Origin of the sequence: Mesorhizobium sp. L-2-11 (assembly GCF_016756595.1) — a bacterium.
Classification (GTDB): Bacteria; Pseudomonadota; Alphaproteobacteria; order Rhizobiales; family Rhizobiaceae; genus Mesorhizobium.
This window is the reverse complement of the sequence record NZ_AP023257.1, coordinates 3,257,607-3,271,329: the sequence shown is the minus strand read 5'-3', so window position 1 is coordinate 3,271,329 and position 13,723 is coordinate 3,257,607. Positions and strand designations below refer to the sequence as shown.

12 protein-coding genes are annotated in these 13,723 nt (G+C 62.2%); 3 read left to right on the top strand and 9 right to left on the bottom strand.

The window, feature by feature from the left end; genetic code table 11:
• Nucleotides 1–6 precede the first annotated feature (6 nt).
• The 9 genes from JG739_RS15625 to JG739_RS15585 all read right to left on the bottom strand — a co-directional run bounded on the left by JG739_RS15625 (nucleotide 7) and on the right by JG739_RS15585 (nucleotide 11,822).
• Nucleotides 7–783, bottom strand: coding sequence for an HpcH/HpaI aldolase family protein (locus JG739_RS15625; RefSeq protein ID WP_202367229.1), 777 nt, complete (start codon nucleotides 781–783; stop codon nucleotides 7–9).
• Between the two features lie 48 nt (nucleotides 784–831).
• Nucleotides 832–1,137 carry a putative quinol monooxygenase gene (locus JG739_RS15620; protein WP_202367228.1) on the bottom strand — a complete coding sequence of 102 codons (306 nt, stop codon included), beginning with the start codon at nucleotides 1,135–1,137 and terminating at the stop codon, nucleotides 832–834.
• On the bottom strand, nucleotides 1,137–1,844 hold the full coding sequence (gene nanR, locus JG739_RS15615) for a transcriptional regulator NanR (protein ID WP_202367227.1): 708 nt from the start codon (nucleotides 1,842–1,844) through the stop codon (nucleotides 1,137–1,139). The genes JG739_RS15620 and nanR overlap by 1 nt, the downstream gene beginning before the upstream one ends.
• 268 nt (nucleotides 1,845–2,112) lie before the next feature.
• Nucleotides 2,113–4,590: an adenylate/guanylate cyclase domain-containing protein gene (locus JG739_RS15610; protein ID WP_202367226.1), complete on the bottom strand. Its 2,478-nt coding sequence runs from the start codon at nucleotides 4,588–4,590 to the stop codon at nucleotides 2,113–2,115.
• A 77-nt stretch (nucleotides 4,591–4,667) separates the two neighbouring features.
• Nucleotides 4,668–5,786, bottom strand: coding sequence for a branched-chain amino acid ABC transporter substrate-binding protein (locus tag JG739_RS15605; RefSeq protein ID WP_202367225.1), 1,119 nt, complete (start codon nucleotides 5,784–5,786; stop codon nucleotides 4,668–4,670).
• Nucleotides 5,787–5,925: 139 nt separating this feature from the next.
• Nucleotides 5,926–7,644, bottom strand: a complete 1,719-nt coding sequence (locus JG739_RS15600; RefSeq protein ID WP_202367224.1) for an adenylate/guanylate cyclase domain-containing protein — start codon at nucleotides 7,642–7,644, stop codon at nucleotides 5,926–5,928.
• Between the two features lie 364 nt (nucleotides 7,645–8,008).
• On the bottom strand, nucleotides 8,009–9,040 hold the full coding sequence (locus JG739_RS15595) for an aldose epimerase family protein (RefSeq protein WP_202367223.1): 1,032 nt from the start codon (nucleotides 9,038–9,040) through the stop codon (nucleotides 8,009–8,011).
• Nucleotides 9,041–9,119: 79 nt separating this feature from the next.
• Complete coding sequence (locus JG739_RS15590) at nucleotides 9,120–10,577, bottom strand: NAD-dependent succinate-semialdehyde dehydrogenase (RefSeq protein WP_202367222.1); 1,458 nt, start codon at nucleotides 10,575–10,577, stop codon at nucleotides 9,120–9,122.
• Nucleotides 10,578–10,874: 297 nt separating this feature from the next.
• On the bottom strand, nucleotides 10,875–11,822 hold the full coding sequence (locus tag JG739_RS15585) for an AEC family transporter (RefSeq protein ID WP_202367221.1): 948 nt from the start codon (nucleotides 11,820–11,822) through the stop codon (nucleotides 10,875–10,877).
• A 197-nt stretch (nucleotides 11,823–12,019) separates the two neighbouring features.
• On the opposite strand from JG739_RS15585, the gene JG739_RS15580 reads away from it, so the two are divergent.
• From JG739_RS15580 to JG739_RS15570, 3 genes are all read left to right on the top strand, one after another.
• Complete coding sequence (locus JG739_RS15580) at nucleotides 12,020–12,568, top strand: histidine phosphatase family protein (protein ID WP_202367220.1); 549 nt, start codon at nucleotides 12,020–12,022, stop codon at nucleotides 12,566–12,568.
• A 203-nt stretch (nucleotides 12,569–12,771) separates the two neighbouring features.
• On the top strand, nucleotides 12,772–13,242 hold the full coding sequence (locus tag JG739_RS15575; RefSeq protein WP_202367219.1) for a VOC family protein: 471 nt from the start codon (nucleotides 12,772–12,774) through the stop codon (nucleotides 13,240–13,242).
• A gap of 186 nt (nucleotides 13,243–13,428) precedes the next feature.
• Nucleotides 13,429–13,710, top strand: coding sequence for an acyl carrier protein (locus JG739_RS15570; protein ID WP_123150518.1), 282 nt, complete (start codon nucleotides 13,429–13,431; stop codon nucleotides 13,708–13,710).
• Nucleotides 13,711–13,723: the final 13 nt, after the last annotated feature.

Here is a 13,723-nt window from a genome sequence, read left to right as displayed (position 1 = left end):
TCCGCCTCACTCGCACCCGGCCCGGATCTTCGAGACCGCGTCGGCCATCGCATCGTGCAGGACCCAGACGTCACCCGAATAACAGATGAAATCGAAGCCTTTCGCATAGAAGTCGTGACCCTGCTGGACGCTCGGTACCAGGCGTCCAAGCGATTTGTTGTGCTTCTTGGCGGCGTCAACGATCTTGTCCATCGCCGTGGTGAAGGTGGGATGGGCGAAGTCGCCGGGAACGCCGAGTGAGACCGAAAGATCGAAATGTCCGACCCACAGGCAGTCGACCCCGTCCAGTCCCGCGATGCCATCGATGTTGTTGACGCCGTCGGCGGTCTCGATCAGGCAGATGAACACCGAGCGCTGGTTGGCCGTTTCGAATTTATCTGCGACCGAGCCCGGACGGTAGCGGTCATGCGCGATCTGTAGCGCTACGCCGCGAGCGCCAGCAGGATGGTACTTCATCGAATTGATGATGTGCTGCGCCTGTTCGACCGTACTCACCATCGGCGCAATCAGGCCTTCAGCCCCCATGTCCATGGCGCGGGCGAGGAAATGATAGTCCTGCGACGGCACACGCACCATAACCGGCAGGTCGGCCGCCTCGAAATAGCGGATCGCGCTCTTCACCGTTTCCAGGCTGAAGCCCGAATGCTCCATATCGAAGAAGACGAAGTCGCAGCCGGCGGATTTCAGAATGTGCCCGATTCCCGGCGTCGCGAATTCGGCGACGAGTGTGCCGAGCTTGACCCGTCGGTGCGCAGCCAACCCCTTGAGACTAGGCTCTGACATGCATTTCCTCCCCTTCGCCCCGAAGAGCGCAATCCGGCTATGCTTTTTTCAAGGCGTAGCCTCGAGAACGAGGTCGCAGATCGTCACCGACTTGGTGTCGACGAGCGGCGCGCTGTGCGTGTTGAATTCATCGAAATGAGCCGTCCGGCAGTGTTCGTCGAAGGCGGCCTCGCTGTCGTAAATCTCGTAGAGCACGACCCGGTCCGGTTCGCCGCGCGCCTCCGTCACGTCAAAGCGGCGGCAGCCGACCTCGTTGCGCACCGACGCAGTCGCATTGGCGTCGACGAGCTTTCGGAAGCTGTTTCGGGCGCCCGGCTTGAGGCGGAAATCGACCCAGACGACGAAGCTGGTCATCACATGGGCCTCGCGATTTCCAGATAGCGCCTCGACACATAGTCCAAATGCCTGCGCATCGCCGCTTCGGCCCGGTCCGGATCGCGCGCCGCGATCGCCTCGAAGATGTCGCGATGGGCTTCGTAGGCCTTGCGGTCTTCACCTTCGGCCAAAGTCGTTCGCCGCTGTTCGAGCAGCCATTCGGCCAACGCCGCATGGATAGCTGTGAAGATTCGATTTCGGGTGATCACCGCCAGCACGTAATGGAAGTCCACGTCAGTGCGTTCGAAGCGCGTGAGGTCGCCGATCGACTGCCGGTTCATCTCCAGCGCCGCCCTGAGGCTTTCAATGTCCTCTGGCGTGGCATTCACAGCGGCGTTGCGGGCAAGCCCGACCTCGAAAAACAAACGTGCGCTCTGGAAGTCCTGAACCCCGCCCGGGGCCGAAATCATGTGTCGCGCCGGCCCTGAAAGGGCGTCGATTACGAATTGGGGTGTGGGGCGGGTGACGCGGGCACGCTCGCCGGATCTCACCTCGACAAGGCCCATCTTTCTCAGATGCAGCAGCGCCTCACGAATTGAGGGCCGCCCGACCCCGAACTGCCGCATGAGTTCCCGTTCCGACGGCAGCCGCTCGGCTTCGGCCAGTTCTCCCTTGCGGATCATCCGCTCGAGGTGCTCTGCAACCTCGTCCGAAAGCTTCCGCTGCTTGATCTGAACACCAATCACTTGGCATACCTTTGATACCAGTTACACGCTATTGCCATAGCGCCCCCGTGTCAAACACAACTCAAATCGACAGGCGCCCGCCTTCCAAGCGCAAACAAGGAGCGAGGCTTTGGCTCTTTTCCTACAAGCAACTTGCTCACTAGCTGAACGATCAGCTCAGCGCAGGGTGCCCAACGCTGTCAGTTCGCGTCAGGATCATTTCGGATCGAACGAGATTGGGGCGCGGTCAGCTGTGGTTGATCGACGAGGTGAGCGCTGTAGGAGAAGACTATCCCTCCGACACAGGCTTGTGACAAAGTCTATCGAGCACGTCTCGAAGCGCAGTTGCGGCTTGGTCACGCTCGTCAGCAGACATCAGCTCGGGCTCAGCTTCCAGTCTGAGATGCGGCAATTCGGTTCGAACGGCGCGACAGGCAGCGACAAGATTGGCCTTCACATCGATGACGCGATAAGTGGCGACGGGGTAGGCGATCCCTTTGACGTGGATGCGTCCCAGCTCGTCGCAGTCAATTGTGTCCTTCACTTGCGCATACGTTTCATAGGAAATGAGCACGGTCCCTGGCTGCGCCTCCTGCTCAAGACGTGAGGCGAGATTCACGGCGCCGCCGATTATCGTGTAGTCCATCCGGTCCTCGCTGCCGAAGTTGCCGACAGTGCAATAGTCGGTGTGGATGCCGATGCGGCAGCGCAGTGGCGTTTCTATGCCGATGTCGCGCCAGATTTCGGCGAGTTCGCTCATCCGCTTCTGCATGGCGAGAGCCATTTCAACGCAGGCGAGCGCGTCCTCCTTGACGCCGCGAGTCTCCGGGTCGCCGAAAAACATCAGGATCGCGTCGCCGACATACTTGTCGATCGTCGCGCCGTGATCCAAGGCGATTTTCGACATCTCCGTCAGATAGTGATTGAGAAGCTGGGTGAGGTCTTCCGACTCCATCTTGTCGGTGGTCTCGGTAAAGCCGGCGATATCCGTGAAGCATATCGTCAGCTTCTTCCGCTGGCTGGCGATCCTGACGTCCTGGCGGCCCGTGAATATCGAGTTGTACACTTGGGGTGCTAAATACTTCGCCAGTTTGCTGGAAAGCGCCTCGAGGGCCGCGGATTTCTCGGCTAGGTTCTCCTCCCGTTGCTTCAGCTCGGTGATATCAGAGTAAACCGCGACCGTACCGCCGCCGGTGATCCGCCGCTCGCTTATCAGGACCCACCGCCCGTCGCCTCGCTGCTGCACCCACGGTTCGGCAGGGTTACGATGCCGGGAGAGCCGCTCTGCGACCCATTCCTCGAACCGCCCCTCGGCATCCCTAATATAGCCGCGCTCAGCTGATCGACGAATGATGTGCTCGAATGTCGTGCCGGGCGTCAGTTCGATCGCAAGGTCGCTGTAAAGCAGTTCTCGGTAGCGGCTGTTGCTTAGGACCAGCCGGTCCTCCCCGTCGTAGAGAGCGAATCCCTCGGAGATGCTCTCGATGGCATCGATGAGTCGCTGGCGGGCCTCGGCGACCTCGCGCAGGTTCTTTTCCTTCACCTCGACCGCGGTGTCCCGGAAGAGCCTGAGCGCCTCGGCCATGCGGCCGATTTCATCGCGGCCCGCCTCAGGCAGCGGCGTCCGAAGATTGCCGCCGGCGATCGCGAGCATGCCCTGGCTAACGCTTCCCAGACGGGCGAGAAGGCTGCGGTCGACATAGAGCCAAGCGATCAGAACCGAGCTCAAGAGGCTGAGAAAGGCGGAACCAAGGACAACCCCGGTCCCGTAGCGCTGGACGACCGCGGCTTCGAGACCGGACGCGGTGATCTCGTGGTCTGCCTTGGCGACCAGGCGATCGACGGCAGAGGTAAGAGTGCGCGACAACTGATTGTTTTCGGCCAGAAGCTCTTCGCCCTGCGCCAGGACGGCGAGCTCGTCCTGTCGCGCCTTCGGGACACTGTTCTCACCATCAATCAGCACCTTCAACTCGTCCACCAGCTGTCGGAACCGGACCCGCAGCCTCTCGTCGATCTCGGTGGAAATCGTTTCGAGCGCGGCGAGCGACCGGCGCAGCGGGAACAGCAGCAACGCAAGATCGCCTGGTGTCGGCGCGTCCGCCGTCCTCACCAGTGCGTCATTGACCTGCGAGATCTCGTCCTGCGCCTTCTGCTGCGGGATGTAGGCCGCAATCGCCTCGACCAGGTCGACCGTCGCCGCAGCGCCTTGATCCGACGCTAGCGACGTGTCGGCCGTGACCGTCCGCCATTGCTGAAGCTTGGAGTTCATCACTAGGATACCGGGCGCCACAAGGCGCTGGCTTGCACTTGTCGTAGCCGACAGGCGGCGTAACAGTTCTTCCTTGCGCGCGACCACGGTGAGACGTGCGGCGACAAGGTCGTCGAGAGCGTTCAGATTGTGCCGCAGACCAAGCACCGCGGCCTCGATCTCAGCCACCACCGCCGTGCTAAGCCTGGCGCCTTTGAAAGCGGCAAGCAGTTCCTCGAGGCGCGTCATCTCGACCCCGATCGCAGCCGATACCTCGTTGTGCTGAGCCTTGCTGGTCGTAGTCAGCACGGCGGGCGCACTGGCGGCGACCCGCTCGGCCTGGCGCGACAGCTGGAGGGACGCGAGCGCCGACGGCACCCGATCCCTGGTGATCCGGTCGACGACCTCTCCTACTTCTAGGAAGGCAAAAAGAGCTGCTGCTGTCGCGAGCACCGCGAAGGCGCTGATACCGAAAAAGGCCAGCAACAGGCGGCCGCGTATGCCCAGGCGTTCAAGCATTGCAGCGACGCTTGATCTCAACGATCGCGCTGAATTGCCCTGCATCAGATGCCCTCGAGCAGCGCGCCGGCGGATTCTCACTCGACCGGCACGTACTCTCCACTCCGCCAGACGTACCAAACCCAGCTTTGGGTCGTGAGATCGCCCTTGTCGTCAAAGTCGATACGGCCCAACACAGTGTCGAATTGATTGTTGCGCAGCGACGCGATCACGGCCTGCGGTTCCAGCGAGCCCGCCTTCTCGACCGCCTGCGCCCAGGTCTGGGCGGCTCCGTAGCTGTGCAGCGTCCAGGAATCAGGCTCGAAGTTCTCGGCGCGGAACCGTTCGACGACATCAGCAGCTTCGGAATTTCGGCGCGGGTCGGGGACAAAGGTGAAGAGCGTGCCCTCGGCGGCAGAGCCGGCAATGAGCCCGAATGCCTCGGTCGCCGTATCATCGCCCGAGATCAGTTGAACCGGGTAGCCCCGGTCGCGCGCCGCGCGAACCATGAGCGCGGCCTCGGTATGATACCCGCCCAGATAGAGCACGGCGATATCCGCCGTCTGCAGCGAGGCGATCTCGGCCGAGTAATCGTCTTTCCCGGGAGCGTAGGCTTCATAGATCGATTCGGTCGTGCCGCGCTTGTTCAGCTGCTTCCTGGTTTCATCGGCGAGACCTTTCCCGTAGGTCGTATTGTCGTGGAGGATCGCGATCTTCTTGCCGCCCCAATGATCGGCCAGGAAGTTGCCGGCTTCGAAGCCTTGCGCATCGTCGCGACTGCAGACCCGGAAAACGTTGGCGCGGCCCTGCTCGGTCAGCAGCGGATTGGTCGAGGACGGCGAAATCTGCAGAATTCCCGCCGCCTCGTAAACCTCCGATGCCGGAATCGAGGCTCCAGAGCAGTAGTGCCCGACGACGAACACTACACCGTCAGCCACCAGCTTTTGGGCAGCAGCCACCGCTTGCTCGGGATCGCAGAAGTCGTCGACCGTGATGAGCCGCACCTGCTCGCCGAGGACACCTCCCGCCGCATTGATGTCGGCCACAGCCACCTCTGCGCCGCGCTTCAACTGCGTGCCAGTCCATTCGAGCTTTCCGGTCATCGGGCCTGCGACCCCAATCAGCACCTCCGCCCGCGCAGGACAGCTAAGCGCGGCGGCCGCGAGCGCGACAATGGCTACGGTGATGATACGAGCTACGGTGATGATATGGTGCATGGATTGCACCCCAAAGACCGTAGTTTACGCCAATCCCGTCAGCGCCGACAGTCCTTTTCCGCGAGCGCGGATGTCTTGGCTGTTCCTACAGCGCACTCGGTTCGACGGGCCGCGTCGGGGTCAGGACTGCGAGACGGCGTCATACGGGCAGGCCTGCCTTGCGGTAGCCCTCAAGCCAGCGTTCGCGGTCTTCTTGATGAGCGATCATGCGCATCTGCGAAGCAATCATCGTCTTTGGGTCCGGCTTGGGGGCTGGACTTCGATGGAAAGCCGCCACAGCCGCTTTCGACTCCTCGATGCGACCCAGCTGTGCGTAGGCTGCAGCTTCGATCAGGCGCATATAGGCCGGCACATCGTGCCTGTGCCTGAGGATCCCAATTACTGTCTCGTACTCTCCCAACATGAAGTGGCAGTCGCACAGCACCTCCGATCTGGCATCATCCGGCGCCAAAGGGTCGATCCTCTGCATTTGAGAGAAGATTTCGATCGCCTCGGACGGTCGACCCAGATGGGCGAGAACAAATCCGCGGCTGAAGAGGGCCAATGCATCATTCGGATTGCTCGCCGTTGCACGCGCGGAGTGAAGATCGGCAAGCTCATGCATGCCGCTCGTGATATAGGCGGAAGCGGCAGCCGCATTGACTTCGGTATCGCCGCCGTCGAGCGCCACTGCGCGCGCCGCATGATGGCACGCGCGCTCCATCGCAATCTTCGGTTCAAGGCCCAACGCATAGATGCCATAGGCAAAGGCGGTGGCGATCTGCGCGTGCGCGGCCGCATAGTTCGGATCGGCCTCGATCGCTTTCTCCAGATGAACCAGGGCACTTTGCAGGCCATCAGTGGAGTGAAACAGAGCCCAACGTCCCCGCAGCAAATGGTCGAAGGCCGTGAGGTTCGCCGGCGGCCTCCGGCGCGCGTGCTCGACTGCGATTCGACCAAGATGCCCCGGTATTGTACCGACGATTGCTTGCACGACCTCGTCTTGGACCTCGAAAATGGCGTCGAGCGTGCGGTCATAGCGTTCCGCCCACACGTGCGCCCCAGTCGCGGCGTCGATGAGCTGGGCCGTTATGCGTACCCAGTTCCCGGCCTTGCGCACGCTGCCTTCGACGATCCAGCGCACGCCGAGTTCGCGCCCGACGTCCTGGATCCTCGGCGACCGCCCTTTGTAGTAAAATGAGGAATTGCGCGCGATGACCAAGAGGCTCTTGAAGCGCGAGAGTTCCGTGATGATGTCTTCGGTCATGCCGTCCGCGAAGTACTCCTGCTCGGGATCACTGCTCATGTTCACAAACGGCAAGACGGCGATGGCAGGCTTCTCGGCTGTGACTCTGGGCGTCACGACCGCAACAGCCGGTGTTCCGGCGACCCGATAGATCCGAACCGGCTCGGCAATGTTCTTCAGGGTCTGCGTACCGAGATCGTCGAAGTCTACTTGGACTTTGTTCCTGATGTGGTCATGCGCGGTCCCGGAGACCAGGATCGAACCCGGTTCGGCGATGCTTTCGAGCCTCGCGGCGATGTTGACGCCGTCGCCATAGAGATCACTGCCTTCGACAATGACGTCACCCAGATTGACGCCGATGCGCAGCACGATCAGCCGCTCCTCAGGCTGATCGCTGTTTGCGGCGGCCATGCCCGCCTGGAGCTCGATCGCGCATTGCACGGCGTTGACAGCGCTGGCGAACTCCACCAGCACGCCATCGCCGGCGACCTTGAAGATGCGTCCGCGATGCTTGGCAACCAGAGGCCTCAGCACTTCCTTGCGGCGGATCTTGAGGGCAGCCAGCGTGCCGGCTTCGTCGACCTCCATCAGGCGGCTAAAACCGACTACATCCACTGCCAGGATCGCGGCCAAACGGCGTTCCATGCTTATCCCTGGAAAGGCTGACCAGACGGGCATCATACCACCTAACCGCCGTGCTGTGTGCACCGATGCGCTCTGTTTCGATCGCCACGTCCAGGACCGCTGGTTTCGCTGAATGTCGGCTTTCAAGACGCTCTATCGCCGCCGGAATGACCCGAGATTGGGTCAACTTGCGTCATCCGGCTATCGGCCGCAAATGTCCGAGAAGGGTCCGAACTCGATCGCTACAGTGATTGGGTTCCGATCCCAGAGCGTCGCGCGTCCAATGGAAGCGCAAAGGACGCTTTTTGAACTTTACGCCTGATCCTTTCCGGACCGAAGGTCGGTACAGCTAAACCGATACCAGCCTCCGGCCTCAGGCGCCAGGCAGTCGGAACCGGTATTCCGTCACATGGTGGTAGATCTGGCCCGGCCATAGCGTCGCCTGCGGGAAATAGGGCCGGTTCGGCGCGTCCGGCCAGACCTGCGGCTCCAGGCAGAAGCCCGAATAAGCCTTGTAGTGACGTCCCTCGAGCCCCGGCGAAGGCGGCGCCAGATACTGGCCGGTATAGAGCTGGACGCCCGGCTCCGTGGTCCACAGCTCCATCTCGACGCCGGAATTCGCGCCTTGCGCCCATGATGCCAGCTTGAGCGGCCCACGCGTCGAGGCCAGGCAGAAATTCTGGTCGTAGGGCAGCTGCTTGCCCTCGCTTTCCATGCGCAGCGGCCGCGCCTGGCGGAAATCGAACGGCGAGCCGTCGACCGGCTTCACGACGCCGGTCGGGATCAGGTCGCCATCGACCGGAAGATAGGCGCCGGCGTTCAGCATCAGCCGGTGGTCGAGGATGTCGCCGGCGCCGCCGTCATCCAGGTTGAAATAGGAGTGCTGGGTGAGGTTGCACAGCGTCGGCTCCTCGCAGGTGGCGGTCAGCTCGACGCTGAGCGTGCCTGGGATTTTCAGCCGGTAGGTGCAGGTCACGTCGAGCGCGCCGGGAAAACCCATGGTGCCGTCGGGATCGTGCAAGGCCAGGGTGACGAAATCCCTGCCATGCAGCGAAACCTCCCATGGCCGGTGCGAAAAACCTTGCGAGCCGCCATGCAGCGTGTGCTTGTCGAGGAAGTTGCGCTCGGTCTGGTAGCGCTGGCCGGCGATGGTGAAGCGGCCATCGCGGATACGGTTGGCATAGCGCCCGACGACGGCGCCGAAGAAGGCGGTATCCGTTTCATAGGGCTCGAAACTGTCATAGCCGAGCACCAGCGGCGCATCGTGGCCGGCCAGGCGCAGATCCTGGATGATGGCGCCCAGCCCGATGATATTGGCGGTGAGGCCGCCGCCGCGGATGCTGAAGCGGCGGATGGCTTCGCCTGCCTGCGTCGTGCCGAAAACCTCGCCGTCCTTCATCGCCATGCCCGAAGTTGGTTGATCGATCCCCGCCCGGCCTTTCGGGCCGGCTTGGGTCTGTTGACAGTCGAAAGGCCCTTACCGATCAGAGGCCGAGGCCGCCGATGCAGACATATTTGGTGTCGAGATAATCCTCGATGCCCTGATGTCCGCCTTCCTTGCCGAGGCCTGATTCCTTGACGCCGCCGAACGGCGCCTCAGGCGTGGTGATGAGGCCTTCATTGACGCCGACCATGCCGTATTTCAGCCCTTCCATGACCCGGAAGGCGCGGCCGAGATCGCCGGTGTAGAAATAGCAGGCGAGGCCGAACTCGGTATCGTTGGCGAGTGCGATCGCTTCCTCTTCGGTTTCGAACTTGAACACCGGTGCTACCGGGCCAAAGATCTCTTCCTTCATGAAGCGCATCTTCGGCGTCGCATCGGCGATCACCGTCGGCTGGAAGAACGAACCGCCCAGCGCATGGCGCTTGCCGCCGGCGACGACCTTGCCGCCCTTGGCCGTGGCGTCGGCGATCAGTTCCTCGACCTTCTCGACTGCCTTCTCGTCGATCAGCGGCCCCTGCTGCACGCCGTCATCGAGGCCGGAACCGACCTTCAGCCCGTTGCTGGCGGCGGCGAGCTTTTCGACGAACTTGTCGTAGACGCCGGCCTGAACCAGGAAGCGATTGGTGCAGACGCAGGTCTGGCCGGAATTGCGGTATTTGGCGGTGATCGCCCCAGCGACGGCGCGCTCGATATCGGCGTCGTCGAAGACCAGGAACGGGGCGTTGCCGCCGAGTTCCATCGACACCTTCTTGACGGTGACGGACGACTTCTGGATCAGGATCTTGCCGACCTCGGTCGAGCCGGTGAAGGTGATCTTCTTGACCAGCGGGTTGGCGCAGATCTCGTCGCCGATCTCGCTGGCGGCGCCGGTCAGGATGTTGATGACGCCTTTGGGGAAGCCGACTTCCTCGGCGAGCGCGCCCCAGGCAAGGCCGGAATAAGGCGTCTGCGACGCCGGTTTGACCACCGCGGTGCAGCCGGCGGCAAGTGCCGGGCCGAGCTTGCGGGCCAGCATCGAGGACGGGAAATTCCACGGCGTGATGGCGGCGATGACGCCGACCGGCTCCTTGGTCACCAGGATGCGGCGGTCCGCCCAGGGCGATGGCACGACATCACCATAGGTGCGGCGGCCTTCTTCGGCGAACCACAATATGTAGGACGCCGCCGAACCGATCTCGCCCTTTGATTCGAACAGCGACTTGCCCTGTTCGATGGTCAGCAGCTCGGCCAGCACGTCCTGGTTGTCCATCATGGCATCATGCAGCTTGCGCAACAGTTTTGAACGCTTGAGCGCGGTGGTCTTGCGCCATGTCTGGAAGGCGGTGTCGGCAGCTTCGATGGCGCGGCGCGTTTCGACCTTGCCCGACTTCGGCACGGTGCCGATCTTGAGGCCGGTGGCCGGATTGTTGACGTCGACCGTCTGGCCGCTGTCGGCCTGCACCCACTCGCCATTGATGAGATTGGCCTGGCGCATGAAATGGCTGGTTTTCTGAAGCATGGTCTAGCCTCCGTTCGGCGCGCTGACGGGCCGCTATCTGGATTTCCTTGACGGGCGTGCGCATCGATACCGGCACGCCTGGAGCCACTGCTCTTTACCTAGGGCAAGCCCCGCAATCAATCGCAAGATGGCATATAGGGTTTGGGCCAGCCAAAGCGAGGCCGATTCTGCGCCTCCATGCAGCTGAGGCGTGTCGTCCGGTCAGGCACGGGTCGAGAATAGCGGTGTGTTTTTTAAACGGAACGCTGCGTATCGATGGGCGCGTGGGCGCCGAATGCGCACGACACTGCCGTTCGCCTATCCAAACACCTGGACCACCACCGTCAGCCAAAAGGCCGTGGTGACGACCGCGCAGGCGGTGGCGATGGTCATCTGGTTCGATGCAAGCGCCTGGCCGGTGTTGAACTGCGTCGCGATCAAATAGGAATTCACCCCGGATGGCAGCGCGGCGGCCACGACCGCCACCTTCGCCGACAGCGGCGGCAGGCCAAGCAGCCAGACCAGGCCGAGCGCGACGGCCGGCATCAGCATCAGCTTCAGCGCCGACAGCGCCAGCGCCGGCCGCACATTGCCGGAGATGCCGAAACGGCACAGGCCCAGCCCCATGGCAAACAGCGCGACCGGTCCGGCGATGTTGGCCAGCGCGTCGACCAGCCGCACGGCCAGCGCCGGCAATGGCAGGCCGGTGATACGCCACACCCATCCAGCCAGTATGCCGATGATCAGCGGATTGGAGAGCAGCTTTCGAAAGAAGCGCCGGATGATGCGCAGCGGATGCACATGCTCGTCACCGCGGCCAAAGATCTCAAACAGGATGATCGATGCCATGATCATCGTCGGCAAATGCACGGAAATCAGCAGTGACAGCACTTCGAATCCACTTGCCCCGAATGTGCCAAGGACGAACGGGATGCCGAGCAGGACGAGGTTGGAAAAAGCCGACGACACGCCGCCGACGACCCCGGCACGCGCGTCGCGCCCGAACACCCGGGTGATGACCAGGTGGCCAGCGGCCCACGTCACTGCGGCGGCCGTAAAATAGGCGCCCCAGAACAACCAGGGCGCAGTGCCATGAAAATCGGCGTTGACCATGGTGCGGAACAGAAGCAGCGGCATCGCCACCCCGACGGCGAATTCGGCGATGGCCTCGCCCGCCTCGGCCTTCAGGTAGCCGGTCAGCCCGGCCAGATAGCCGAGCGCGACAAGACCGAAGACAAAAAGGACGGTTTCGATGAGCGGGGACATTTTTCCCCTGATAGGCGAACCCGGATTTGAGCGCAACCGCCCGCCTTCCGGAGCGGCCTGCCCTCGCAGACAGCCAGGGCCTTGGTCGTGCGCAGGGTTGAACGTGCCCCGGTCGTGCTTGTTTTTCAACTGACTTTGCCGTCCCTATATGCCGATCACCCGGAACCCACCTGCCGGTCACCGGAAAAGGACGCTTGATGATTCGATCTGCCCTGGCTCTGTTTCTGCTCGTCATCCCCGCCGCGGCGCATGCGACTGAGGCCGGCTGGGCGCTGCTGCGCGACGGCGGACATGTCGTGCTGCTTCGCCATGCCATGGTCACCGGCACCACCGACCGGGCGAATTTCGACATCGACAACTGCGCCACTCAGGTCAATTTGTCGGTCCGCGGCAAGCAGCAGGCGCGCAAGATCGGCGCGCTGTTCGCTGCCCGCGCGGCACCGGTCGAGCGCGTGCTGTCCAGCCGCTATTGCCGCGCCCTCGACACGGCCCGCACCGCGTTCAGAGAAGAGCCCGAGCCCTTTGCCCCGCTTGACCTGCTGAAGACCGAGGCGAGCGAGAAAGCCGCTCAGATCGAGGCGGTGATGAACGAGATCCGCGCCTATTCCGGCTCCGACAATGTCGTCATGGTCACCCATCTGGAGAACATCATGGCGCTCACCGGCATCTCGCCGCGCGAAGGCGAAGCCGTGATCGTCGAGCCGCAAGACGACGGCCTGCGCGTGCTCGGCCGCGTCACCTTCTGATCAGCGCTGGAGCGGGCTGAAAGCGTTTTGTCTCCGCCCCTCGTGTAGGTCGTCTGGGGAGTGGAAATCCAGCCCCAATGTATCGAACAGTCGCTTTGCGGACCGAATCGGCCGTTCGCGTTCAGTGATGTATCGCGGCTCCAGGTCGCCCGGTTCAACGCGAGATGGTATGCTCGTCATATATTCGGCAAGGGAGCTTCGGCATGCCTGTAACCGTTGGTGCGCACCATCTGACGCTGTTCACACACGACATGGACCGTTTCATTCGCTTTTATGGAGAAATCTTCGACGCCGAAACGAAGTTCGATCTGTCCGAGCCCGGTCCCGGTGGCGGCACTCTTCGTCACTCACTTATCGACGTTGGAGGTGGCTTTGCCCTTCATCCGTTCCAAATGCCGGAACCAACGGGGTATGAAGACGGGTCGATGCAGATGGGCAAGAGAGGTCACATAGATCATCTTGCGCTGAAGGTGGACGATGAAGAGTGCTTGCAGGAAGTCAGGCGACGTCTGGTGAAAGCCGGCGCCTCGGATGGGACCATTACAGATTTCGGCGCTGTCCGTCTTGTGACCTTCAAGGATCCGGATGGAATGGAGGGCGAGGTCGCGCGGTGGACCAACAGCAAACGCGTGCTCGGCTTTGAAGAACGCAAGCGGGAGCTTTGGCCATACTGATCGCGAAGGTCCGCATTGGGTGGTTGCGGCATATCGCCGGTAGCGTCTCCGACGGCTCTTCTTGCGTTTACGAAGTGGGTATCCCATCTGCGCCCGGCGTTCAGGCCTTTTCCTGCCCGGAAAAACCGATTAGACAGCGCGCAACCACATGCGGACAGAGTCCGCCCGCCACCGAAGGAAAAGCCCTTGTCCACCACGTTCGACAAAGTCGCCAAGATCATCGCCGACACCAGTGAGATCGATATCGACACGATCACTCCTGAAAGCCACACTATCGATGATCTCGGCATCGACAGCCTCGACTTCCTCGACATCGTCTTTGCCATCGACAAGGAATTCGGCATCAAGGTGCCGCTGGAAAAGTGGACGCAAGAGGTCAATGACGGCAAGGCCTCGACCGATGAGTACTTCGTCATGAAGAACCTGTGCGCCAAGATCGACGCGCTGGTAATGGCAAAGAACGCCTAAGCCCCACAACAGC